Raw genomic sequence first — 24876 nt, forward strand, 5'->3', positions numbered from 1 at the left:
ATTTAATGGTGTTTACGTACAATCTGAAAGCTAATCATATGCTGTAAATAGTTCAGATAAAAAGGACATAAATTATTATTCGTTTCTATAGGTTTTTGGCGACACCCCCACTATTCTTTTAAAGTATCGGCAAAAGACACTCGTTTCTTCGAAATGAAGCTCGCTGCTAATTTCTTTAATTGATAAATTAGAAGATTTCAATAGTGTTTTAGCATGTAGAATGGTGATATGATCAATCCACTGTAATACAGATTTTCCAGTTCTCTGTTTCAGGAAGGTGGAAAGATATTGTGGTGTTAAATGTAGCTTATTAGCATAAAACGCAACGCTTCTTTGTTGGTTTGCATGTTTTGAAATGAGTAGATAAAAATCGTCTATAATCTCATGTGTGCGGTTTTTAACCAAGCTTTTGTTACTCGGTAAAGAAGAATATACTTCAGAAATCATACTTATGAGAACCATAACAAGATGTCGAAGCATTTCCGTTTTATTATGGCTAGGTTTTTTATTATAGAAATTTTGTATAAGCGTCAATAAATCATTTTGCAACTTAATTTCTTCAGGTTGAAGTCTGATAACTGGCTGCCATCTCATTTGGTTGTTCATTACAAACTCACGTAAAATTGGAAATGCTGTAATAAAATCTAACGAAAGACCAATGGTTACAATTTGGGCATCGTCACTCAATGATTTTGTATCCATCATCAATTGCGGCTGTAAAACAGCAATATCCCCTGCGCTCATTTCATATTCTAAAAAATGAATCTGTGCTTTCATGGATCCTTGTATCAGAAATCCTAGTAATAAACCATCAAATAGACGGCTATTATTTGTATATTCCTTTTTAGGATCATTTTGCTGATTGAGAATAACTATTCCTTCCGTCTTTTTTGAAGAATCAAGATTGTACAATTTATAGACATTATCCAAAGTTATCAATAGAGCCATTTGCAAATATCTAAAAATTGAAATCATATATTAAATTAATAAGGTACTAAATCATCAATATGAGGTAGTTCATCTCATTATCAATAATTTAAACATAGAACACTTCCTATATCAGTAAGAAAAAAGTTTGAAAAAAAACTGGAGCATTTAGAAGTAGAGCATTTGGACTAATTTATAAAGCTACTTTAATAATCGTAGCTATTTTTAGGGGAGTTAACTATAGATAACCTTCCCCATGCTTTAGAGATGCCACAAGGATCAATTATCGCCGTGAATATCGCAGCCGACAGTATGCTTTTACCAAATGAAAACCATACACTAATGCTTCATATCAATCTGTCAGATTTCATCCAAGAGACGGCAGAAGGTAAATTTGCAATTAATACTAGCCTCACTGCGGTACTAGATTAAACGGCAGGTTACTCGCTCGTCGGATCGGGTATTTATCATTTGTAGGCAACCTCTACCGCGCACCCACGTTTTAGTTTATCATTACCGTGATTTTGTTAATTTTCTTCTCATTGGTTGACGGAAATTTGCCTATATAAAATAACGATATGAATATAGTAATAACTGGTTCCCTAGGGAACATCGGAAAACCACTGACGAAATTGTTGGTTTCTAAGGGATACCAAGTAACGGTAATCAGCAGTAAGCCTGAAAGAGCATCTGCAATCGAAGCTTTGGAAGCAACTCCTGCGATAGGAAATATTCAGGATGTGGATTTTTTAACAACAGTGTTCAACGGCGCGGATATTGTGTATTTAATGGAAGCTTGGGAAGGAATAGGTAGCCTCTTCGACAAGAGTATTGACTATAGACTAGAGTTCGAAAAAATTGCACACAACTATGTAAAAGCAGTTAAAGACTCCAACCTTAAAAGGATTGTCCATTTGAGTAGCGTGGGGGCGCACTCAGAAAACGGAACAGGCAGCCTTTTGGTTCATCATGCAGTTGAACAAATTTTACGCACCCTGCCTCAGGATGTTGGTATCAAGTTCATGCGACCGGTTGGCTTTTTTAGCAATATATATCGCTGGCTGCCCACGATTAAATCGGCGGGCGCAATCGTACAAAGTTATGGCGGTGACCGAAAGGAACCTTGGGTGTCCCCTTATGACATTGCACATACTATAGCTGAAGAAATGGCAAAGCCTTTTACGGGTAAGACAGTTCAGTATATTGCCAGTGATGAGGTTTCACCTAACGAAATTGCACAGACATTAGGTAAAGCCATCGGATATGCATCTTTAGAATGGAAAGTAATTACCGCTGAGGAATTATTAAACCAAATGCTTTCAGCTGGGATCAACGAATGGATTGCCCATGGTTTAGTTGCCATGCAGAAAGCACAGGCTGACGGCAGTCTCTATGAAGATTTTTATCGTAACAAACCGAATTTGGGGAAAGTCAAGCTCAGTGATTTTGCAACTGAATTCGCAGCGGAATATGACAGACAAAATAATTAGACCGATGAACAAGCACTTATAACAGACGTCAATATAGATATTGGAATAGAGACAGCAAAACTGCTGAAGCCACACAGTTGGACGTGACGGATATCGAATCGGTCATTAACGCGAGAAAGGCACTTGAGAGTAAAATGGAAACTTTGGATGTTTTCATCAACGACGCAGGTATCAACGGCGCACTTCCCCAGGCAGCTTTAGAGGCCCCTGCTAATGCCTTCAAGAAAGTAATGGTGAGCTTCGAAAAACTGTCTTCAAAGTGAATGCTGTATGAACTGATTTTGTTGACAACCGATTTTAACAGACAAAGAGGTGCTAGCACTGTTGAAGAAGCCGATTTTAGAATTGCTAAATATGCAATGGTTGAAGAGGACGGAGTGACGGGAAAATTCATCAGCGAAGAACATAATCCAGATACAGGCGAAACACCTTGGTAGTTAATTCAGTATTTTTGCTGACGACAACGTTGTTAAATATTGTTCAAAGTTTTATAAAATCTTTTTTATTAGAGATGAAAAGCAAAGAAAACAAATTGCATAAATTCAGCACCTTATCTGAATTCCACCGGATCTTTGGTTTACCAAAACCCGAACACCCTCTTGTGAGTTTTATCCGGATAGAAGAAATGATACTACCAGACGAGCCATTAGCTGATTTCCTTGTTTTAGATTTTTATAAAATCGCTTATAAAAATACGATCGGTAAGGCAAAATATGGGCAACATCACTATGATTTTGGTGAAGGAGGATTGGTTTTTACTGCTCCTGGGCAATTATTTGAAAAACCTGCGAATAAAAAAAATAACGGATGCATATTACTTGTGCATCCCGACTTTTTTTTATCTTATCCACTCTCAAAGAAAATTAAGCAGTATGGTTTCTTTTCCTACAATACTGACGAAGCATTGCAAGTCTCCGAAAAAGAGAAAACAACTCTACTATCTGTCTTTAGCATTCTCGAGGAGGAACTTAAAAGTAGGATTGATGATTTCAGTCACGATGTTATCATATCGCAGATTGAACTACTGTTAAACTACAGCAGTCGTTTCTACAAGAGGCAATTTGTAACTCATAAGATATTAAATCAAAACCTCATTCAACGATTTGAAGATGCAATGGAGGCCTATTTTACAAATGAAAATTTGGTGCAAACGGGTATTCCAACAGTTCAGTATTTTGCAGAGAATCTACATGTTTCTGCAAATTATTTGAGCGATATCCTGCGATCATTAACGGGTCTCAATACCCAACAGCACATCCAGCATAGAATTATTGAGAATGCAAAAGAAATTTTATCTACTACAGATCTTTCTATTTCTGAAATAGCCTATCAGTTAGGTTTTGATTATCCACAGTCTTTTACTCGCCTTTTTAAGAGTAAAACCAATCAAACGCCACTTGAGTTCAGACACTCATTTAATTGACATATAACTGCAGTAACTTAAAGTTGAAATCTGATACAAAATTTTCGATCCGAAAGAAGCATAGATTACCTGCAGAAGAAAATGAAACAGATTTTATACTTTCATCAAATGCTGTTTTTAACCTATCTACTACGCTACAATTACCGTTGAACTGTCCCGCCCTAAAATGTCAAAAGCTACCACAGCATTGATTATTTGAGGGTCCACACAGGATTCGTTAATATTATTCTAAATCCCTAACTTTGTACCACTACGCTGCAAATCACCTGTGCGATTAAACATCAACACAATGATATAGACTTTATTAATTGCATACTTACAAGCCCTTCGGTTGCCTTTGGGTGCTTGATCCGCAATCCATTTACTACTGTAGTAAAGCATGCGCTTTTTCAAATCGAACTGTGACGTGCGCTGCACTTCAATATTAAAGCGCTAGCCATTGTCTGCAGTACAAGTCAGATGAAAAATAACGGTACCGATATCCTCTGTATCTTCTAAATGCTCATTTTTGTTATAATACAAATCAGCAATGGCCTTGCGTCCTCTAGAGAGTTCGTTTAAGAAATCGATGGGAAGATTATGCTTATGTAATTTGATTCCATTGCTGATTATACCGAATATTTGTATATTAGGATAAATACAAATATTACAGTTATGTCATCCAAGATTTTCCTGCAATCATTACAGAGTAAATTAAAAGGCGGCAACGCGCGCTCTATTCATTTAAATGCATTGCCAGGGCGGTTGGCCACCCGGTTAGACCTCCAGCAGCTTGACCTCATCGAGGATGGCCTCGCCAAATTATTTTTGGATACGTTGTTGACCAAAGCACACGTTGAATTTAAGATTTCATTTGATACAATAGACCTTAATGAAAAAGATGCGGAAACTCAAAAGAAACTGACCTTAATTTCTAAACGACTGAACTCGATTATCATAGAAAATGAAGATTATTTTAAAGAACATGGGATGAAGACCCTCGGGTTCGGCTATCCTATTCTTATAAAAAGATCTTCAAAAGACCCCTCGAAAATCATAAAAGCCCCATTATTCATTTGGCAACTAGAGGCCGTTAAATCTAAAAACAAAGTCAATGAATGGTCGTTTTTGCGAAATAAAGTGGTTCAAGCAAATGGGAAAATAGTGGATTCAGATATTCACCCGATTAGTATCAATGAGGTCCTCCTTTCTTTTATCAAAAGTGAAGATGACATTACACTCCCCAATCTTGCTAATGAAGCCTTAGAAGACGCACTGATTGATAGCAACGAATTAGTGAACGCTTGTGCTGAAGTACTGGAAGCACTCAATGCGAATAGTAAAGAGCAGATACTCGAGGTGCTCAGCAAAAACTTTGAAACAGCTATAAACGTATTACCCGAAGCATCCCAGATAGACGCTATCGCCAACAACAAAGCTTACATTCATTTTGGTGGTATTTTTGGTTTGTTCAGAGCACAAAAAGAAAGTATTATTACCGACATTTCCCGCTTATTGGATCGCTTCGATGCCTTTGAATTTGATGAGCTTAAAGTAGAAAATCTATCGACAACACCTTTCAGTGCCGTAGAGACCGACCCAAGCCAACAGGCAATAATAAGTGCTCTCGGAAATGAACCGAATCAAATAATACAAGGCCCTCCGGGGACTGGAAAAAGTCAATCATTAACTGCACTGATTACAAATGCACTTGCCAATGGACTAAAGTGTCTGGTCGTCTGCGAAAAGAAAACAGCGCTTGATGTGATTAAAGCAAATATCGAACGTACGAATACTCAGATCGGCGCTCTTGTAGGTGTAATTGATGATGTAAATGATGCCCGTGAAGCAATCGTGGATTCTGTCAGAGACCGTCAGATCGCAGTTCCGTTTCACATCTCAGTAAGGCAAGCCCAAAACCAATATGATACGATAAAGTCAAAACTCAAGGAATCAGCTGAACGTATCAACGCACAGCATGCTGCCTTAGCTGAAACGGTCTACGGCGATAAGAGTTGGCCGCAGATCGTTGCCCGGTATTTGGCTTTATTAAAAAACTTTAAGGATGTACCACTCAAGAACATCATACCGAAAGAGGATTTTAATTTTGTTCAGGATCACACAGAACTGGAAAGGACACTTACTGTTTTAAAGCATAGCCATAATTTATTTAAGCAATCGCATCAATTCCATTCCATATTTAGACCACTATCAGACGCTCTATTTTTAGACCAACAGGTTGGACCATCGCGTGTAAGAATTGAAGATTTTATTGCATACGCTCATAAACAGCTACCAACTATTGAGCAGGTTATTACTGAACTTCAAGTAATTGGAAAGCAGTGGGCTGATGATTTTTTGAGCGGCATCCCCGCAATAATACAGCAGGATTTTAAGCCCTTTTTAGCATTTTGTATTGGAGATTCAGTGAAGGAAAAGGAATTACCATCTACTTTTCCTCAGGAACAGCGAATCAATGAAATTGTCGTAGGATTACAATCTGTCCGGATTAAAGCAATACAATTTTTCAAGCAATATGATGATGCTTTACAACAACATTACAGCAGCTATTATTCATCGCTAAGCCATGCACTATCAACTTATCTTGGCTACGCTGAGTCAAGCATTGCGCAATATGGTAATAACTTATTAAATAATAGTAGCGGCGCGAAATTTAAAACAAGTTTGTTGAGTATATTCTCGGGAAAGCACAAGCAGATAAAACAAACAAGAATTGAATTAAAGAATCGCATCGCGCAGGTAAGATCATTCCATGTTCAAAAAAATTATATTGAACATCAATATAACGACCATTTGGAAACGACTGATTTATCCATTTATCTCAACAATATTGAGGAACTACGACAAAAGGCAGCGAATTGGAAAGAAGAATATCCTTATACGATAGATAGCTATTTGGCTAATATTAATGATCATCGTTTTCATGCTGAACTGAGTGAACTAAAAGCGCAAGTAGCTCCCCTACTTCAAAAATTGGATAGTATAGAGCAAATGCTAATCGCTGATTACAATATCGTTCCAACGACTCCAGTTACTGATATCAACGGCTTGATTGAGGCCGTACCCTATCTAATTGAGAGAGTTACTTTTCAATTAAGGCATTTTAATCATTTTCGTGACTATTACGCGGCACGCGCTGATGCCTATCGGAGTCTACAAAACTCGATTGACGATATTGAGAGTAACCAGTTAACGGGAAATATAACAAATGGAGTATTTCTGCCGTATACGAGTCTTCAGGCTGCACAGGACCTATGTCATACGATTAAGCATACCTTTACAATGTTCAATGAACATATGAGTGATTTCCGTAGCTATCATGAGTGGAAATCATTTTTTCTTTCAGTGGACGAAGTGCAACAAAAGCTTGTTACCCGAATCAGCATTCATCTTAAAGACCATTGGGCTGATGCTTTTGAATGCTGGTATTTGTATTGGATACTCACCACAAATGAACCACAGGAATTGCCAAAAAGCGATTATCAACTACAACAATATCAGCAGCAAAAACAAGAGTTTAATAATGCGCAGCTGAATAGCATTATTGCTTTGTGGACGGAAAAACAGGCTGACGCTGTAGGAAAGTTCAAATCCAGAGGACAAAACATAAATAGTTTGTTTAACAAAAAGGGAGCTAAGGGAATGCGTCGCAATTCACTCCGCACCATTGTGAATAGAGAATTTGAACTATTTACTGATTTCTTTCCTGTACTATTGGTCAATCCTTCGGTCTGCAGCTCGATACTGCCGCTACAGGAAGGAATTTTTGATGTGGTCATATTTGATGAGGCCAGTCAGCTGCGTCTCGAAGATACGTACGCGGCTCTGATCCGAGGGAAGGCTAAAATTGTATCCGGTGATAAGCACCAGATGGCTCCCTCCTCTTACTTCGAGGGAAGTGGAGCGCTGCTTGACCCGATTGATGATGAGACAGAAGACTCCGAAGATGAATTTTCAGATCGGACTGCGCTACAAGCTGCTCAGCTTAACCTTGCGGATAGCGAATCCTTACTCGCTTATGCTGTAGACAAGGGGTTCGTTGAATCTTATCTAAAAGTTCATTACCGCTCTAAACACCCTTATCTTATCGACTTCTCCAACCATGCGTTTTACGGAAATAGATTAATGCCGGTTCCGGCAAAGGAGCACTACACTCCTATCGAATACTTACAGATTGATGGATTGTATGAGGGGCAAGTAAATAAGCAAGAGGCGCTGAAAGTGGTCGAATTGTTACAACAGATCATGAAGGATGCCAAAGATAGTATTCCAAGCGTGGGTGTTGCTACGTTCAATATTTATCAACGCAACTTAATCCTTGAGGAACTGAGTGCAGTTCGTCAGCATGACCCTGTATTCGACAGTTTAATGGCGCAGGCGGGAGATTCATTTTTTGTTAAAAATCTCGAAAACATTCAGGGAGACGAACGGGATATTATCATTCTCTCAACGACATTTGGGCGAAAAGCCGACGGCTCCTTTAGTCAAAACTTTGGTCCGATTATACAGGGCAAGGGACATCGCATGTTGAATGTAATCATTACTCGAGCGCGGTTTAAAGTATATGTATGTACTTCTTTCCCGCAGGAGTATGTTGGTCAGTACCCAAATCTTATCCAGCAGAATGGCAATAAAGGACGTGGTATTATGTACGCTTACTTTACTTATGCGAAAGCGGTAAGTGAAGGGAATGACAACTTGCGGAAGGGCATTCTTGAATTATTAAGTCAGTACTGTTCAGATAAACTGTATGAACCCGCGGAATTTAGCTTAGGGTCTGAGTCTCCGTTTGAAGACGAAATATTTGAACAACTTGCACAGCATATTGGCGCAGATCGCTTAGAACAGCAGCATTCAGTAGGCGGTTTTAGGATTGATATCGTTGTAAAATCTAAAATAATCAACAAACCACGAATCGCAATAGAGTGTGACGGCGCAAAATACCATAACAGTCCGGAAGCTTACGCCTGGGACAACTTCCGCCAGGAGCAACTTGAAAGATATGGATTTATATTCCATAGGATATGGTCCATTAAATGGTGGGATGATGCCAACGGAGAATTGGAGCGACTAATTGATTTTATCCGTCAACAGGATCAGGAAGAGGCAAATTTAGGTAACCATGTGCATATCGCAACGAAAATCAATATAAGTGATAATTAGCCACCAGGTTTCGATAGTAAGACAATTGCTATTTCACAAAGCTTTTTTGTAGATTTTTGGAAATAATACATAAGCAATTATAATTACTGAGGCATTGTCCGGCCCTAAAATGTAAGGAGCTACCACAGCATTAGCTTCATGCCACTTTTATGGTTCAAACACTGCGTAATTACTATTGACAAAACTATTGATATTTTTGCATCATACGTTTAAAAAATTGTCCAGGAGTCTGTCATTGAGCCTTCAAGCCGATATGCCAACGATCGGCTTCGATGAAACTTCCATTGAAATGGGAGTTCCAAGATGGCAAGATCGAAAGAAGAATGCCTAAGTAGAGAAATCAAAGAGAAACTCGATATCGATATATCTATCAGGATTGTTTCGAGAACTTCTATCATCTTATTTTGGAGAGGAAAATTAAATTGCTAATGCAACAAGCTTAAAAACCATATATTCAATGGCATCAATGCCTTATTTCTAATCTTTTGTATTTGAAATGCGATTATTAACGATAAAGCTGAATATCAGTGTATGATAATTTAGTAACTTTTTGTAATTTAAATATAAGAATCGTAAAATCGATAAGATGGTTATAACACGAATTGTAAGGAAAGTAGCTTTTAAGAGTATATGTCTATTTTTTAATTTAATGCTTTTGCAAACCTTTAGCAGCGCACAAAATAAGGTCGTGTTATCAAACCAAGATTGGAAAAATCTACTGGCTGATCAATTATTCCCTGGTAAAAAGACTGATAGTTTAATGTTTCATTTTGATATTCCATTTGAAGAAAAGTTCATCTTTGTAAATGATAGCACAGCTTTAAATGGCTTAATATTTAAAGCAAAGAAGGCCAAGGGACTTATATTCTATCTACATGGAAGTAATAATGCTTTGGATACATGGGGTAAAATTGCATCTATATACACGGAAAATGGATATGATATCTTTATGCTTGACTATCGGGGTTATGGGAAGAGTCAAGGTAAAGTAATAGATGAGAATACTCTTTACCAAGACATTCAAATTGTTTATGATAATTTAAAGGATATTTACCCTGAAAATAGGATCATAGTTTTAGGCCAATCAATGGGCACGGCGCTTGCTTCCTATACAGCCGCCAGTAACCATCCAGCTCTACTAATCCTTCAAGCTCCATATTACAACTTTAAAGACTGGACAAACAATATCGCGCCTGAATTGGATACTTCCAATATCCCGTATAGTTTCGACAACGCTTCCTTTTTGATGAAGGTAAAATGCCCTGTGATTGTATTTCATGGAAACAAAGACACAGCTGTTTATTACGGCTCGTCTGTTAAACTCTCCAAGCTATTAAAAGCCTCAGATCGATTTATCACACTGCAAAATGAAGCGCACAGTGACTTTTCGAAAAATAAGTCCTACCTGAGCTCAATTGCTTCGATTTTAAAAAGTATCGGACCACTTAAAGCGATGGACTTATAGAGGAAATTACAAGATCATATTGTTAATTGGCTTTGAGCTTCGATCTAATTCAAATTTTGTAAGCTTGTTTGGCATAACAGAGTAGATCCTTGGGCATGATGATTAAAGTTTAATCTGATACAGACCCTTACGCATGTCTACCAATTGCTGACGTAGCTTAATCTGATCTGGCACTGCCGGAAGTGAACTGCGCAAGCAAAGTTCTTGAACTTCCTGAAAGAGCTTTTGCGACCAGACAAAAAGATCATCATAGCTATGAGCCCCCTCCTTGATACGCAGGAGCTCTTCCCTATTAGGACGTTGTATCTGTAGTTCACTTTTGGAAAAAATCTCTTTTGCCTGTTGCAATAGACGGATGGTGTGCATCATATTTTTGGCATCATAGCCATTACCGTGGGTCATTGTTCCTTCAAAGCGCGCCTCATTGCGTGCCGACACCCAGCTAAAATATTCGTTATAGGCCTTGCAATAAGATGAATAAGCTTCGTGATTAACAAATAGGTACGCACAAAGTATTTCTTCTCTGGGGATAGAACTGTAGGAAACCTCATTACTCTCCATTGTAGCAACGATACCTTTGTAATCCAAATTCTGGGCCTGATCATAATACAGAGCATACATACCCTTTGTATGTTCGATCTTTGTTAAACCACAGTTTTCCTCTCTCCAATGCCGCTTACTTAACCAATCTCTTAACGGTAAACTACTATGACCAGCTATGATAAAGCAGAAATCCAGTAAACTTTTACGTTCACGATCCATTGCATTGTTGATTTTTTTATTCAATCCTTTTGCCTTTCTCACCTGTACCATGGCGTATTGCGCAAAAGTCATAGCGGCCTCTCGCGTAATAAAATCCTGCATTTTAAATTTATCCATTATTGGATCTTGGTATACGATGCAGTCGGCCGGACTAGCCAATAGCTCCAATACAGTCGGGTTGCTCTTTGACAGGAGCTCTACAAAGCGCCCTAGCTCATAGTAAACCTCATCATTGCTAGCATTAGCCACTTGGGCAATGTATGTACCGCTCAAGTAATATTCCAGTGGCAGATAAAATATACCCCTGATATCGGTATCGGAAGATGCTGTGGCCAATCCATATGCCCGGCTGCCGACAACAGCTTCAAACAGGATCAGCCCGTTCTTTCGAAGTTCGTCTATAGTCATCTTAATATAGTTTTAAAGTAATTCTCCAATCCTTCCTTATCCAATACGGATATCGGAAGCTGCTTTACCTGATGCTCTAAATGTATTAACTTTGTGTTGATACAACTCCTTATGTTCGCTGAACAGCTATATATAAACGCTTCATCGACTTGGCTTTTCAATTCCTGCAATCCCATTACTTCGACTTTAAGATCATCAGGCAATAATACGGATAGTTCGGCCAATGTCATGGGTGCATAATTACGATAGGTCACACTCCAATCTGCGGCAAGTAAAGATCTTAGGATGTAAAATAAGCTTTTGAGCTTTATTGTTGCGCTTTGCAGATCTTCTATCCTACTACGGACAATCCCCAAATAATGATGGGCATGCCTCCGTGCGTCAAAATAACTTTCCATCATTGTCATAAAACTTGTTTTGAATCCGGTGAACTCGTGATAGACCACTGGTGACTGGATCCATTCGAATGGACTGACATTACTCTTATACAGTAATGTCAACACTTTGAACAGATCCCAGCCTGCGATATCAAGGTCATCGGTTATCGGAAAACGCATTTCGGTAGGCAGCTGAAACAAACGGATATAGTCCTCCTCTTTTCTCACATAAATAAACCGAACATCGTAATCACTGTCCATTGACGGAAATCCCCAACCTCGACTTCCTGATTCACAGGCAAAAACTATTCGTACTCCTTCGTTCGCCTCTATCTCCATGAGCTTCTTAATGATAAGTGCTTTCATTTCTCCGTGCTTTTTATTTTTATTAACACAAAGGTCGACTGCAATACTGAAGCCCTCTTACGCATTAGAAAAAGAGCATAAGAAATAAAGTATATCACTTATTATCAGATAGATAATTTTCTTTAAAAAAATGAAGTTTATATAGAAATATAAAAGTACGCAGGTTGGTTGCGTAGAATAACGGTGATCAAAAGCTTATCCACTATAATTCTGTCGAGCGTCCTCAGAAAGATCTATTCAGCATAGTTAACAACTAAAATCAGAGTATCGGTCGATATGTTTATGTTAGACTCTTTCATCGGGCAATTTGTTTTTATTTTCCTTTGGCTCTTTGTGCCTGGATCTGCTTTAAAAACTCTACATTGACGTCCGCCAATTCTGCAATTTCCGAAATCAAAAACTTATTCAGACACAAAAGATTTTTTATTACTTCCGCCTTTCCCTTAGCCTCTCCTTCGGCTCTGCCATTGCTTTTTCGCGCACTCGTTTAAGGAGCTCCTCCTGACTACTTCGGATGCTCTCCTCATCCCATTTATTCCTTAAACTTGCGTTGTACATCGCTCGTTTCTCCTGTTTTAGTTTGCTATACCCTGCTAAATGAAATAATTTTTTAAAAATAGGCTTCCGTAAATAAGTGGAAAGTCCATTTAGTGAAGACATTTTACTTTTATGCCATTCAGGTTCGCTTGGAGTAAGGACGGACGGTATTGTATAACCGTATATTGCCAACTGTACTGTTTTTCTTCCCTAAGTATGCATAGCATACCTTATCATCATCTTCGAATATACCGTGAATTCTAGTCTATCGTTTGATACAACTTTCGTTAAACTTACCATTAAATGTTGATTTAAAAACAATGAATTCTGCACCGTAGCACTAACCAATGGCCACAATATTTCCTAACAGAAAGCTTAGTAACGGAGCATTCCATCAAGGTGGTACAGGATAAGACTAAGATAGGATTTATGGCAAAGGGACGGCTTAGCATGCACAAAAATTAAAAGGAACGATACTGCTTAAGGAAGTATTGTCCCTTTTAATGGATGTAAAGTATGAATAATACTGTAAATTTGTGTGTTAAGGTAGTGTTGTTAAATTTATTGAAGGTGCTGTTCCATAACTTGGTAGTGTAAACTTCGTTCCGGGATTGACGACAGTATTGAAGAAACCGCCATTTCTGAGGAAGAAGCTATTTCCTGATATTCCGCCAATAGCGTCTATACGCTGGCTGTTTATATAGGTCGAATCAACATTAAAGGTACTTTCCACAACTTTCAGCCAAATTCCTGTAGCTGTACGAACCCATTGATTACTATATTCTGCTGAACGCCCAAGGAAGCCGTTGTTGGCATTGAAATTTTCGATGAAGCTATGAAAACCTGTTAAATGTGTACTTGTTTTGGGACGTTTCCAGCTAGCAATAAGTATCCAATTATTGGTCGACGGATCATTAAACCATGCCGTAAAATCAGTGCTTCCATTGTTATCAGGTTCACCCTTTAATAAAAATTTATAGGTTGTGGCAGCAGTCCAATTATACTTGAGGTAGCTTTGTCCACCCGAACCTTCGCCACCAAACTCACCTGTTGTGGTATTTGTCCCTTTTCTATTTAACGTGATGCGATCCTCTACTGGTATTTGGGATGGATTATCGGTGCTATATTGACTCCAAACAGAAAATAGTATTCTGCGTTCTGTCGCTGAATTGACCTGCATACCAAAATACCCTTGATCGAATCCATTTGCCATAAAGTAAGATCCTATTTTATCCTCTCCAACAGGCACTTTCAACTCGCTATAATAATAGGATACTTGCTGATTCGTTGGAATGGTATAATTCAAATGGCCGGATGGACCCCGCCGCGACCAATAGTAGGTGTTATCGACATTGTTGTCACTATAAATTACCGTGCCATTTGTTGCCGAACTATCTAAAATCAAGTGTGATACATCTGCAAAATAACCGCCGGACTTGGTTACGCCTTGAAGATCCATTTTTACATATCCCGCGGCATTTAGCGAATAGGTACCGATCGTGTAATCTTTTAATGCTCCACCTTTAAGTTTGACTTGTTTGCTTATACCATTAATTGTTAATTTCACCGTACTACTATCGCCTGAAGGTAGCACTTTAGCTCTTATTTTAACCCGTAGAGCGCCAGCTTGGGAAACCTTAGCGTAGGTACTAATCACGCTATTGACATTGTTCCAGTTTGCCAATCCGTTGCTATTGATGACTTCTGCTGCACCGGAAGGTGCCGAAGTGACGAAGGCATTGCCACCTAAGGGAACTTCGTATCCGCTTAAACCCGGGGAAGCAGCACGTAGCGATAATTTCTCTTCTAAATTGGTTTGTAAATCGCTTTTTTGGCAAGAAAGAAAGCTTGCCAATACTGCACTGAGCAGTAGTGTAACTTTGGGATATCTCATAATTTAAATTTAATTGTTCTTTCTAATTTTATAAATACAATTAAATAAAACAAAAAATACACAATGCAATCGTTTGTGCAAAATACTTTTGTAACAAATGAGATAATTTACGCGATAGATATCCTTCATTTATGAACTGTCTTTAGGCAATTAAAGTTATTAGTGCATAAAAATTGCTTTTATAGAAAAAAATGATAAATTACAAAATAGAATGACCAACCTCACTAGTAATATTTGAAAACCTCACTGAAAACACAATACAAATCCGCCATTAAGAAAGTAAAGGGAGCCTTATTGAACCATTTATCGATGTTTACATCATTTCGGAAAAACAATCGTAAATTAAATAAAACAATGGCATTGAGCTATATAGTATGATGACTAACTTTTCCAATCATAATCCACCGGATTTTGTACAATTCGTACAATTTCACTTTAATATGAATAATGACGCATTGCTTGATTTTAAATCAAAAATCGCCTCAAAATCCTTTAAAAAAGGAGACAAAATTGTCAAAAGAGGAAGAATTTGCGATAAAATATTCTTTCTGGAATCTGGTCTTGTAAAAACTCTGTTTACTTCAGACAGCAGGGAGTATATCATGCGTTTTTTCTCGGAAACAAATATCTTTTCAGTTTTGGATAGTTTTATAGAACAAAAGCCTTCTAATTACGAAATTGTTGCACTCGAACATACCGTAGTAAGTTACATATCTTATAAAGACCTACAATTATTATGTGTCAGATATCATGAGATAGAAACTTTCTACCGTAAACTTCTTTCGACGGCCGTTATCGACATGATGACCCGCATAGGCCGCTCGCTTGAGGAAACGGGAATCGTCGCATACAACAAATTCCTAAAAAATCAGGGATATCTCCTTCAACGGATCAGTTTGGCAGATTTAGCATCATATCTCGGTATCACGCAAGTTTCTTTGAGCAGAATCCGTGGCAAGAATTAGCGATTTTATCATTTGATAAATACTGCCTGTAAACACATATGTAATTTAGTAAAAAATTCATTCTGTTATGATGCAAACATTATTTTTCAGTCGAAAGCTCAACGTTACTATCGTACTCATTACTACGATTCTTACAACCTTATTAGGCTATTTTTCAATCGGTTTACCACCGGTAGTTATCGTGGGCGGCTCGGCCTTCATTGCTTTTATCTGCTGGTATAAAACCTACTTGAGCCATCCTACTGATCCATCATTGATATTGCCTCTTTTTGTTCTTACTGTAGCTGCCCTGCAGGTACATATTATTGAAGAATATCAGACAGGATTTGCGCCTTCCATGAGCAGACTATTTGGGATTCCCTGGAGTGAAAAGAAATTCCTCCTCATATTTGCGCTCGTTGGGCCAACAATCTATACACTAACTACATTGGGCTTATATTACAGAATTCCTATGGCAGGATTTGTTGCGTGGTTTATTTTTATCGGTCCAGGTGTAGCTGAATTTACACACTTCATTTTTCCGCTAATAAGACCTGAGATTCTACCTAATGACCCCCATATTATTACTGATTCAGTATCGGGAGCCGTTATTGAAAATATGCCCAACTACTATTTTAAAACAACCGGTAACTATTATTTTCCTGGAATGTGGACAGCAATTTTACCAATGATACCGGGATGCATTTCAATTTACAAACTATTTGTCATAAAGAATAAAAATCCTTAATTCGGTTAATAAAGCAATTTCAAAGCAATGTGGATTCTTATAAAGATCAGACCGGGAATGAAGTGAGAAAGAAAAATAATAGATATTTTCAAACTATTTTATTTTGAAAGTAGTTCACTAATAAACTAAACTATAAAAACTATGGCACTTACAACAGGAAATGAAGACAAAGTAACGAAAGAGGTCGAAACACAAACATCTAAAATTCCCTCTATTGTATTTTTAGCAGCTTCGTTAGCAGCGATGGGAATTTCAGCGGCTTTAAAATGTTGCAAAACTAAAGATGATAATACAGCACTATTCGTTGGTCAATGGGCTGCACCGTTTTTACTATTGGGTATTTACAACAAGATTGTTAAAACCGAAGGGCACGATTAGGATTAATACGTTTTATTGTAATGTTTTATTTTAAAGGTTGGTCAGTGTGATCAACCTTTTTTTATTATAGGAACTTTAATATTTTTTTTATTACTTTTCGTTGAGGGTGCCAATGGCTGAGGAATCACTCCCATTGTATTTAAAGAAATTTGGAAATCAATTGATTTCTTGAAAACGTATATAATTTGGAATTTGAAGGAGGATCAATGAGCAATCTGCATAAAAATCAAAAACAGTAACTTAAGGAAAGATGGAGAAGTTTGGGTGAAAAATATATAGAAGAAAGCGGTTGTACACCTTCACAACAACCGCTTTCGCCGATCTGTTCGTTTAATTTTCGTAAATTAAGCCTTCGTAGCAAGCGCTGTAAAGATCTTTTAAGTCCTGTAGAGTTGGCTTACGTGGGTTAAAGCCCGTACACGGATCTTGCAAAGCATTTTGAGCCATATAATCCAGATTTTTTTGCCAGTCTTCCTTCGTAATGCCAAATGCTTTCAGGGAGCTAATATTGTTTACCGAAGATCTTAGTTTTTCAATTTCCTGTGCTAGCCCTTCTGCCGAATCTCTACCGACAAGTTTAGCCAAATCAGGGTATCTCGTTGTAGCTGTCTGATTAAAACGGATCACATTGGGCAGGAAGATCGCATTGGAAGCTCCATGGGGAACGCCATAGAGTGCACCTACCTGATGGGATAGGGAATGTACTATACCTAACCAGGCATTGTTGAAGGCCAGCCCCCCCATAAAAGATGCATCGTGCATATTCTGTCGTGCTTTAATGTTTGTCGGGTTATTGACTGCTTCTTCGAGATTCTCGAAAACAATTTCAAGTCCCCCTTTTGAAAGGGCATCAGCATAGTTATTTTCAATATTCGATACATAAGCTTCCACACAATGTGTAAGCGCATCTAGACCTGTATTGGAGGTAATATGTGCGGGCATCGTAGCACAAATTTCACCGTCAACAATAGCGATATCCGGTGTCAATTCATACGATACGATTGGGTACTTCACCCCTTTTTCCCGATCAGTGATTACAGCTAAACCTGTAGTTTCTGTACCTGTACCGCTCGTTGATGGAATAGCAATGAATTTAGCCTTTTGACGCAATGTTGGCACGTTAAAGGGTTGAGTCATCGCTTCGAAATTTGCATCCGGATATTCATAAAATACCCACATCATCTTTGCAGCATCAATTGCCGAGCAGCCTCCTAAACCAATAATCCAATCCGGCTGAAAATCAGACATCACTGCAGCACCTCGAAGACTTGTCGCTGACGACGGATCTTCTTCGACACCGTCAAAAACTGCAGTTTCCAATCCTGCTTCAGTTAAATAGCTTATGGCACGATCCAAAGTTCCGCTTTTTTTCATAGATTGACCACCAGTTACGACGATAGCTTTCTTTCCAGTTAGGGTTTTCAATTCTGACAACGTACCAGCACCGTGGAATACTTCACTGGCAACAAACAACTTGCTCATATATTTTATATTAAATTTCTGCTGCAAAGTTACTCTTCAAGAGAAAGCAAATGTTATACTTTACTTACGATATGATATACATTTAATCCAATGCAACCATAGTGTTTAATAATAAATAACCGCATAACAGGCTTAAGTCTTATACATTTGTGACAGTTGCCGTTGCAAATTGGTTGGCGTTTCATCCAGTTTGGCCCGCACAAACTTGTTCAGTGCCGCAGGTGAATTGAATCCAAGTTCAAACGCAATTTCCTTATGCGAGTAGTTGGATAGAAGCAGTAATTGTTTGATTTCATTCATGATCCGCGCATGAATAGTTTCGATAGAGGTGAGTCCTGCAATCTTGCGGGTAATTTCATTTAACTTTTTTGGCGATAGTTCCAATTTTTCAGCATACCAGCCCACGGTTCGCTCTGTTTTGTAATGCCTTTCCAGCAGTTCGAGAAATTTACCATAAATCTTTGCGTTTTCATTGCTGAGCTTGCTATTTTCCCATTTGGTGTGTACAAATTCTACCAGCTTAAGTAAGATGATCTTGATGTAGAACCGCGCTTGCTCCTTTTTGATCGATGTTAGATCCTGATAAGATTTTTCGACCTGCTCCAGCAGCAGCTCTATTTCTGTAATTTCTGTCTGGCGCAATTCAATATGATTGAGCTTAACGGAAATATTATAATTGTAGATACTCAATTCGTTTTTGAGGATATCCGAACAAAATAGTACTTCGTCAAACAGGATCAACTTGCCTTCAAAATCATCGCTGAGCAACTCTTTAGAGGAGAGCTGACCAGGAAAGATAACGCATACATGAGGCGCACTAACGGTATAACGGCGGTCTTCCACCTGAAGATTGAGCCGACCTTTTTTTACAAACAAAAGGCAAAAATGGTCTTTTGTATGCGGTTCTTTGTAGGCGGCGAGGGCACCCCTGTCCAAATCAAAAATATGAAATGGGGTAATAGCCCTCTCAGCCTTATATTGGATATCTTTTAGATGATAAACTATCATAGGGACCTATTTTAAGCATTTATTCTGAATTCGTCAAATTTTACTTTTTCGTCTGAGGATATCAGCTTTCTTTGCTCAATAAAAGGGCTATATTAAGTTTCTTAATCACCATTGGATATGCACTTCCAGGACAATATATTATTTTTGTTCCAATATTTGTCCTGCTTTCAATAGTTGCTTTTTTAGTAATTTGTAGTCGACATGCTGTACAACATGATCACCCTCAAGTGCTAAAACCGCAGCAACACCCGCACTCTGCCCCAACACCATAAATACGGGCTCCATACGAATAGAACCAAACGCAATATGTGAACTGGATACGCAGACAGGCACGAGCAAATTTGTACAATCATCGCTCTTAGGGATAATTGACCCATAAGAAATTGCATAAGGCTGGGGTACGTGAACACCGATATCACCTTCGTTTTGAACATATCCTTCTTTGGTCACGTAGCGCTGTACATTATGGGAATCCAACGTGTAAGACCCCATCCCGACCGGATCTTCGACCCTCCTCTTTCCTAGAATGTTATGCTCGGTGGTCACGTACTGCCCTATCATACGCCTTGCTTCGCGGATATACAGCTGAAAAGGCCAGTTATCATTATCGCTAAATTCATCTTTTGCTAGCCCCCATTCTGCCATACTTGTTCGGATTGCGATGGGAACAGCGGGATCATTTGCCATAAAGTAATATAAACCTTGCTGATAGCGTTGATGAGCTTCGATAATGGATTTTCGTTCGGCGTAACTCGCTTCGGGATAATTGTAGTTCATCCCTATAAAATCGGTGCTGAATGGACCGTGGTTATTGGCGTCGGTCTTATGGTTGGGCACCAGATCAAATTTTTGAAAGGCTTCGTCCCAGCCGGCACGGAATAGACGTTGCAGAAGAATATAGTGATGTGGATCGTAGCCAACAGGCTTAACAAAGGGCTTTCGATTGCGGGCATCATTGGTCAGGCACATGCGGAAGCAATAGGCCTGCAGCTTTTGGTCTGCTGCGCCATATTGCCCGGGATCTTCTGCAGAAACACCGAATACCAGGCCGCTTCCCGGATCGCCTTCACATTTATAGGGGCTAATTTTCGCAATAAAATGATGCCGGTGCTGAAAAACTCCGGTCTGTACACCATTCCACTGCTCCCCATAAGTCTGGTTGGCCTCCCTCCCGATCGTATAGCTTACCTTGGCCAGCGCCATCAGATCGCCTTCATATGTGGCATCAATAAATATCTTCGCTTCGTAGACTGTTCCGTCTAAGGTCTTAATCGATTTGATGGATGTGGATTCTTTTTGAATGGCACTTTCCTGCCGATCTAAATAAGCTCCACGGACCACATCAATCTGATGATCCCGCACCCAGGCATCAAAAATACGCTCGGCGACATGAGGCTCAAAGATCCACATCGTTGCATGCGCACTGTCCATCGCGACGGTGCCCTGCCCCCGATTGCCAAACGAGGCCCGGGACTGCCATTTCCAGCTCGATTCTTTCGAATAATGATCGAATACATCCTGATAGAATTTTTTGGCGAGGCCACCAATAACTGCTTTATTGCCGGTATCGGTAAAACCAAGTCCGCCCGAACTCAGACCTCCCAAATGTTGATCGGGCGATAAGATGACTACAGACTTACCGGCCTGCTTCACTTGCAATGCGGCAGTAATCGCCGCAGGAGTTCCCCCATAAACCAAAACATCTACCTTTTTGGTTAAATGCTGCGCTTGAGCCTGTAGAAAAGCGAAAACAAGCACTAATTTTAAAGCCACTTTAATCTTTTTCATACGTCTAATTTTGATCGGTAACCGGAACCCACAATAGTGCATTTGCAGCCAGAACGCCTTTCGCGGCTGGCATCATCTCAACATAAGGTTTGTTACCTCCGTTTTCAAATTCATATTCGCCGAGTGCTACCCAAGTACTGGTTGTCTGTCCGAGAATATGGACCTCCTTGAAATTTATTTTTTTTTCGATCCTTGTCTTTCCGGTATGAATAATGAACTTCCCGGCTGCCGTGCTTTCGGCAGTTTTTGGAAAATAGCTGTAGAGTTTATACTTCCCTGCGGCAAAATCTTTTCCAGGCGTAAAACGTGCGACAGCAGCGAGATCACTATCCACTTCCTGATAACTCATACCATATCCCTTTTTTGAAGAGACGTGCCAAGGTCCTTTCAACATCACTTGATCTTTATTTTCGACGTGAATAATATAATCGGCCATCCGGCCATCTGCTTTCGGATTGTCGCGCAATATTTTCGTTAAGCGTTTTATATCAACATCTTGAACGGCTATTTTGTTGTCGATTGCTTCGCAAGCGGCCACAGCACCAGATTGCCCCAACACCATAAATACTGGCTCCATGCGGATGGAACCAAAAGCAATGTGACTTGCCGACAGGCATACGGGAACCACAAGATTGTCGATTTCCTCTTTTTTGGGCACAATAGCCCTATAGGAAATCGGGAAGGGAGAAAATCCGCCAACCTCAACGTTACCTTCATTTTTGACCATGCCATTGACGATCACACGGTCACAATTGTGCGAGTCCATGGTGTATGCAGCATAGCCTACGCCATCGGATACTCGCGCACGCCCCTGACAGTGGTGTTGTGTCATGACGACATCAGCAATCATCCTTCGGGCTTCGCGAATATATAATTGTGGAGACCAATGGCTATTTTCGAGATATTCGTCTTTGGGGTATCCCCATTTTTTGAATTCGCTTCGGATCGCCTCTGGTACCGAAGGATCGTTGGCAACAAAATATAATAAACCTTTGGTGTAATCTTCATGGGCCTTGATAATCTCTTTGCGTTCGAAATAATCGGCTTCGGGATAACGCCAGTTCATGCCAATCATATCTGTTGAAAATCCATTCCTGTTGTTGATATCAGTCTTTCCATTGGGCATCAGACTCCAGATAAATACGTCCTCGATACTCTTCCAAGGCTGTATCTCCTTTTGCCTCTTTAAGAGTTCATATTTGGTTGCGTCGTAATTTTGGGGTTTGGTGATTGCGTTTCTGTTTTCAGGGACATTGGTCAATGTGATCCGATAATTATAGGCTTGAACCTTGGTGTCTCCCGTTCCATTTTCTTTTAAAGGCTCCGTATTGATCCCCCATAAAATACCACTCTGAGGATCACCTTTTATCTTATAGGGATCTACACCATCGGGAAACTGATGGCCATCAAGCAATTGAACACCATTAATTGTCTCTCCATAGGTACTATTTGACTCTCGCCCAACGTGATAGGACACACCAGCTTTGGCCATGAGGTCACCCTCGTAGCTGCAGTCCATAAACACTTTGGCACTGACAGTTGTCATTTTGCCATCCCTGTGCTCACTCGGAAGCAGCGAAATGGTTTTAATTGATCGATTGTCAGTCTTAACGGCTACCAAACGATGTCCCATTAACATTGGTGTGTTAGCATGTGCCAGATAGTCCTTAAAAATAGATTCGGCTACCTTGGGTTCAAAAATCCATTGTTCGAAACTGCCATAGTGCTTGCCCATTTTGCGATAAAAATCAAGAGCGAGCCCTGTGACGACATATTTGTTTCCAATATCCGTCTGCCCTAATCCACCGGAGCTGAGCCCGCCTACCCTTGTGCCAGGATCGATCAGTAGCACTGATTTTCCGGCCTGTGAAGCGGTGTAGGCGGCTATTACGCCGGCTGAGGTGGTGCCATAAATACATAGATCTACTTGTCTGTCGGTTTGCCCGTTGACTAAATGCCAAAACATGGTCAAAAGTCCAAGGGTTATTACGCGTATCTTTTTCATCATCTTAGGATTTAATAGCCTGGATTTTGTTCCAGGTTTTTATTGGTTACAATTTCAATATTCGGGATCGGCCAAACGTAATTCTTGCTGGGATCAAACTTTCGGAGCTCGATAACCCGCATGTCTTTCTGATTAGCGACATTTTTATAGCTCACGTAATTATCCGAATCGATCGTTGGCGCATTGGCCAGCAAGCCTTTTGGAATGCGGCCATAGAGCGTCGAATTCATAAATTTATCGGCCAGTTTCCAACGTCTCAAATCGACTAGACGAAAGCCTTCATTGGCTAATTCGTAAAGTCTTTCTTTCCGTATGATCTCGCGCAGTTCTGCTTGTGTTTTATTACCTGCGATTGCGGGCATATCGACGCTAGGGCGCTGCCTGATGTTGTTGATTGCGTCATAGACAGTTTGGTCGATCTTATTGTTTTCGATCATCGCCTCGGCGTAAATCAACAACACTTCGGCATATCGGCTCTGAATAATATTTAACTCCGACTCCATAGTAAAGTCCTTGTCCTTCATATCGACATATTTTTTCCAGCAATAACCAGAAAAGGTCGCATAAGCATTGATCGCATCCTGATTTTGGATACGTACTGCCGTTGACGTATTGTATGTGTAGTTCCAGCAGGTTATGCTATCCTTATGCGTCTCAAACTGAAAACCAAAAAATGTGGTACCCGGGAGCGCAATGGTGTATCCCAAACGCGGATCGCGATTCACGAATGGTTTTTTAGGATCAAATCTGGAAGATTTGTCAATGGCCAATCCGTCCGTACAGAGGTAGCTATCAACAATGGATTGCGATGGAATTTTGTTGGAAGTCCCTTGTGCGTTGCGCGATAGAAATCCGCGCGTAGCACTGTGGGTCTTTGTTTTTTGTAATCGTAGATATTGAAAAGCAAAGATAATCTCCTTGGAAGCCTGCCCGTCGTAAGTAAATAATTGGCCGAAATCATTGTGTAGGGCATATACTTTCAGGTCCATGACTTCTTTGGCCGAACGTGCTGCTTCTTCCCAAAGTCCATTATTAAGTGCTGCCCGCGCCCTTATGGCCAATGCCGCCCCTTTGGTCGCACGTCCAACGTCTGCCGAACCATAGCTAACCGGTAAAATAGCTGCAGCTTCATCAAGTTCTTTGAGTATGAAGCTAGCAATTTCAGCCTGAGATGTTTTCGGAACATTCGCATCAGCAAGGCTTAATCCGCTCGTTACCAGGGGCACTCCGCCAAAGTAATCGATCAGATATTGGTAGACATAAGCCCGGATAAACTGTGTCTCGGCTTTATAACGCTTTTGGAGATTGGTATCCATCTTTCCATCCAACTTCTGGATATTATCCAGGATAAAATTACATTTGCCAATGACCTTATAAGAATTGGTCCAGATATTCCGGATGTAGCCATTGTTGCTATCGTGGTCTCCTCTTCCCACAGCCTGTAAATCAGAAGTATTACGGTCCCACCCAATATCAGTGGCATCATCAAGTGTGAGGTTGATGGGCATATCGTCCGTAGGGTGAAATGCCAGGGCGCTGTACAAACCATTGACAACCAATGTCAGCTCATCCTGATTTTTGAAATAATTTTCGTCCGAAGGGCCATCCAAGGGAGATCTGTCCAGGTATTTTTCGCATGCTCCCATCAATAGGAGAACTGCAACCGACAGCATATATAACGCGAGTTTATTTAGAGTTTTCATACAAGCCA

21 protein-coding genes are annotated in these 24876 nt (G+C 39.8%); 10 read left to right on the plus strand and 11 right to left on the minus strand.

Translation table 11 applies throughout. The features are described from left to right. Nucleotides 1–75: 75 nt before the first annotated feature. Nucleotides 76–948, minus strand: coding sequence for a helix-turn-helix domain-containing protein (locus B3139_RS05685; protein WP_209576069.1), 873 nt, complete (start codon nt 946–948; stop codon nt 76–78). A 246-nt stretch (nt 949–1194) separates the two neighbouring features. Here B3139_RS05685 and B3139_RS05690 point away from each other — a divergent pair, with 246 nt between their 5' ends. From B3139_RS05690 to B3139_RS05705, 5 genes are all read left to right on the plus strand, one after another. Further along, on the plus strand, nt 1195–1359 hold the full coding sequence (locus B3139_RS05690; protein WP_293880673.1) for a hypothetical protein: 165 nt from the start codon (nt 1195–1197) through the stop codon (nt 1357–1359). A gap of 146 nt (nt 1360–1505) precedes the next feature. Further along, nucleotides 1506–2417: an NAD(P)H-binding protein gene (locus tag B3139_RS05695; protein WP_293880675.1), complete on the plus strand. Its 912-nt coding sequence runs from the start codon at nt 1506–1508 to the stop codon at nt 2415–2417. An 83-nt stretch (nt 2418–2500) separates the two neighbouring features. After that, nucleotides 2501–2680, plus strand: coding sequence for a hypothetical protein (locus tag B3139_RS21520; protein ID WP_414711823.1), 180 nt, complete (start codon nt 2501–2503; stop codon nt 2678–2680). After that, a complete protein-coding gene (locus B3139_RS21525) occupies nt 2681–2854 on the plus strand; it encodes a hypothetical protein (RefSeq protein ID WP_414711824.1) in 174 nt (57 codons plus the stop codon). A gap of 74 nt (nt 2855–2928) precedes the next feature. After that, the gene (locus tag B3139_RS05705) at nt 2929–3840 is read left to right on the plus strand and encodes a helix-turn-helix domain-containing protein (RefSeq protein WP_293880679.1); all 912 of its coding nucleotides are present in this window, start codon (nt 2929–2931) and stop codon (nt 3838–3840) included. Between the two features lie 228 nt (nt 3841–4068). Here the strand turns inward: B3139_RS05705 and B3139_RS21530 are convergent, their stop codons facing one another. Continuing rightward, on the minus strand, nt 4069–4263 hold the full coding sequence (locus B3139_RS21530) for a PD-(D/E)XK nuclease family transposase (RefSeq protein WP_414711825.1): 195 nt from the start codon (nt 4261–4263) through the stop codon (nt 4069–4071). A gap of 231 nt (nt 4264–4494) precedes the next feature. Between B3139_RS21530 and B3139_RS05710 the strand changes: the two genes are divergently transcribed. Next, nucleotides 4495–9003 carry an AAA domain-containing protein gene (locus tag B3139_RS05710; RefSeq protein ID WP_293880681.1) on the plus strand — a complete coding sequence of 1503 codons (4509 nt, stop codon included), beginning with the start codon at nt 4495–4497 and terminating at the stop codon, nt 9001–9003. Between the two features lie 586 nt (nt 9004–9589). Next, nucleotides 9590–10468, plus strand: a complete 879-nt coding sequence (locus B3139_RS05715; RefSeq protein WP_293880683.1) for an alpha/beta hydrolase — start codon at nt 9590–9592, stop codon at nt 10466–10468. A 102-nt stretch (nt 10469–10570) separates the two neighbouring features. Here the strand turns inward: B3139_RS05715 and B3139_RS05720 are convergent, their stop codons facing one another. From B3139_RS05720 to B3139_RS05735, 4 genes are all read right to left on the minus strand, one after another. Continuing rightward, on the minus strand, nt 10571–11638 hold the full coding sequence (locus B3139_RS05720; protein ID WP_293880685.1) for a DNA polymerase beta superfamily protein: 1068 nt from the start codon (nt 11636–11638) through the stop codon (nt 10571–10573). Then, nucleotides 11635–12381 (minus strand): nucleotidyltransferase domain-containing protein, encoded by a 747-nt coding sequence (locus tag B3139_RS05725; protein WP_293880687.1) that lies wholly within the window; start codon nt 12379–12381, stop codon nt 11635–11637. The genes B3139_RS05720 and B3139_RS05725 overlap by 4 nt, the downstream gene beginning before the upstream one ends. Before the next feature lie 426 nt (nt 12382–12807). Then, nucleotides 12808–13041 carry a hypothetical protein gene (locus B3139_RS05730; protein WP_293880689.1) on the minus strand — a complete coding sequence of 78 codons (234 nt, stop codon included), beginning with the start codon at nt 13039–13041 and terminating at the stop codon, nt 12808–12810. Between the two features lie 418 nt (nt 13042–13459). Then, entirely contained in the window at nt 13460–14812 is a 1353-nt protein-coding gene (locus B3139_RS05735; RefSeq protein ID WP_293880691.1) for a DUF3472 domain-containing protein, read from the minus strand. A gap of 374 nt (nt 14813–15186) precedes the next feature. Here B3139_RS05735 and B3139_RS05740 point away from each other — a divergent pair, with 374 nt between their 5' ends. From B3139_RS05740 to B3139_RS05750, 3 genes are all read left to right on the plus strand, one after another. Beyond that, a complete protein-coding gene (locus B3139_RS05740; protein ID WP_293880693.1) occupies nt 15187–15777 on the plus strand; it encodes a Crp/Fnr family transcriptional regulator in 591 nt (196 codons plus the stop codon). Between the two features lie 67 nt (nt 15778–15844). After that, nucleotides 15845–16504, plus strand: a complete 660-nt coding sequence (locus tag B3139_RS05745) for a hypothetical protein (RefSeq protein WP_293880695.1) — start codon at nt 15845–15847, stop codon at nt 16502–16504. 141 nt (nt 16505–16645) lie between these two features. Further along, nucleotides 16646–16882 carry a hypothetical protein gene (locus B3139_RS05750; RefSeq protein ID WP_209575353.1) on the plus strand — a complete coding sequence of 79 codons (237 nt, stop codon included), beginning with the start codon at nt 16646–16648 and terminating at the stop codon, nt 16880–16882. Between the two features lie 330 nt (nt 16883–17212). Here B3139_RS05750 and B3139_RS05755 read toward each other — a convergent pair whose 3' ends face one another. The 5 genes from B3139_RS05755 to B3139_RS05775 all read right to left on the minus strand — a co-directional run bounded on the left by B3139_RS05755 (nt 17213) and on the right by B3139_RS05775 (nt 24868). Further along, nucleotides 17213–18364 (minus strand): iron-containing alcohol dehydrogenase, encoded by a 1152-nt coding sequence (locus tag B3139_RS05755; RefSeq protein ID WP_293880699.1) that lies wholly within the window; start codon nt 18362–18364, stop codon nt 17213–17215. A gap of 132 nt (nt 18365–18496) precedes the next feature. Further along, on the minus strand, nt 18497–19372 hold the full coding sequence (locus B3139_RS05760) for an AraC family transcriptional regulator (RefSeq protein ID WP_293880701.1): 876 nt from the start codon (nt 19370–19372) through the stop codon (nt 18497–18499). 138 nt (nt 19373–19510) lie between these two features. Then, a complete protein-coding gene (locus B3139_RS05765) occupies nt 19511–21160 on the minus strand; it encodes an FAD-dependent oxidoreductase (RefSeq protein WP_293880703.1) in 1650 nt (549 codons plus the stop codon). A gap of 4 nt (nt 21161–21164) precedes the next feature. Then, a complete protein-coding gene (locus B3139_RS05770; RefSeq protein ID WP_293880705.1) occupies nt 21165–23168 on the minus strand; it encodes an FAD-dependent oxidoreductase in 2004 nt (667 codons plus the stop codon). Nucleotides 23169–23176: 8 nt separating this feature from the next. Further along, a complete protein-coding gene (locus B3139_RS05775; RefSeq protein ID WP_293880707.1) occupies nt 23177–24868 on the minus strand; it encodes a RagB/SusD family nutrient uptake outer membrane protein in 1692 nt (563 codons plus the stop codon). Between the last annotated feature and the right edge of the window lie 8 nt (nt 24869–24876).

Source organism: Sphingobacterium sp. UBA1498, from assembly GCF_002325125.1.
Taxonomy (GTDB): Bacteria; Bacteroidota; Bacteroidia; order Sphingobacteriales; family Sphingobacteriaceae; genus Sphingobacterium.

What these genes read in the sequence shown, in the direction of transcription:
- B3139_RS05685 (WP_209576069.1), bottom strand. Translation starts at nt 948, where the DNA reads ATGGCTCTATTGATAACTTTGGATAATGTCTATAAATTGTACAATCTT.
- B3139_RS05690 (WP_293880673.1), top strand. Translation starts at nt 1,195, where the DNA reads ATGCCACAAGGATCAATTATCGCCGTGAATATCGCAGCCGACAGTATG.
- B3139_RS05695 (WP_293880675.1), top strand. Translation starts at nt 1,506, where the DNA reads ATGAATATAGTAATAACTGGTTCCCTAGGGAACATCGGAAAACCACTG.
- B3139_RS21525 (WP_414711824.1), top strand. Translation starts at nt 2,681, where the DNA reads ATGCTGTATGAACTGATTTTGTTGACAACCGATTTTAACAGACAAAGA.
- B3139_RS05705 (WP_293880679.1), top strand. Translation starts at nt 2,929, where the DNA reads ATGAAAAGCAAAGAAAACAAATTGCATAAATTCAGCACCTTATCTGAA.
- B3139_RS05710 (WP_293880681.1), top strand. Translation starts at nt 4,495, where the DNA reads ATGTCATCCAAGATTTTCCTGCAATCATTACAGAGTAAATTAAAAGGC.
- B3139_RS05715 (WP_293880683.1), top strand. Translation starts at nt 9,590, where the DNA reads ATGGTTATAACACGAATTGTAAGGAAAGTAGCTTTTAAGAGTATATGT.
- B3139_RS05720 (WP_293880685.1), bottom strand. Translation starts at nt 11,638, where the DNA reads ATGACTATAGACGAACTTCGAAAGAACGGGCTGATCCTGTTTGAAGCT.
- B3139_RS05725 (WP_293880687.1), bottom strand. Translation starts at nt 12,381, where the DNA reads ATGAAAGCACTTATCATTAAGAAGCTCATGGAGATAGAGGCGAACGAA.
- B3139_RS05730 (WP_293880689.1), bottom strand. Translation starts at nt 13,041, where the DNA reads ATGTCTTCACTAAATGGACTTTCCACTTATTTACGGAAGCCTATTTTT.
- B3139_RS05735 (WP_293880691.1), bottom strand. Translation starts at nt 14,812, where the DNA reads ATGAGATATCCCAAAGTTACACTACTGCTCAGTGCAGTATTGGCAAGC.
- B3139_RS05740 (WP_293880693.1), top strand. Translation starts at nt 15,187, where the DNA reads ATGATGACTAACTTTTCCAATCATAATCCACCGGATTTTGTACAATTC.
- B3139_RS05745 (WP_293880695.1), top strand. Translation starts at nt 15,845, where the DNA reads ATGATGCAAACATTATTTTTCAGTCGAAAGCTCAACGTTACTATCGTA.
- B3139_RS05750 (WP_209575353.1), top strand. Translation starts at nt 16,646, where the DNA reads ATGGCACTTACAACAGGAAATGAAGACAAAGTAACGAAAGAGGTCGAA.
- B3139_RS05755 (WP_293880699.1), bottom strand. Translation starts at nt 18,364, where the DNA reads ATGAGCAAGTTGTTTGTTGCCAGTGAAGTATTCCACGGTGCTGGTACG.
- B3139_RS05760 (WP_293880701.1), bottom strand. Translation starts at nt 19,372, where the DNA reads ATGATAGTTTATCATCTAAAAGATATCCAATATAAGGCTGAGAGGGCT.
- B3139_RS05765 (WP_293880703.1), bottom strand. Translation starts at nt 21,160, where the DNA reads ATGAAAAAGATTAAAGTGGCTTTAAAATTAGTGCTTGTTTTCGCTTTT.
- B3139_RS05770 (WP_293880705.1), bottom strand. Translation starts at nt 23,168, where the DNA reads ATGATGAAAAAGATACGCGTAATAACCCTTGGACTTTTGACCATGTTT.
- B3139_RS05775 (WP_293880707.1), bottom strand. Translation starts at nt 24,868, where the DNA reads ATGAAAACTCTAAATAAACTCGCGTTATATATGCTGTCGGTTGCAGTT.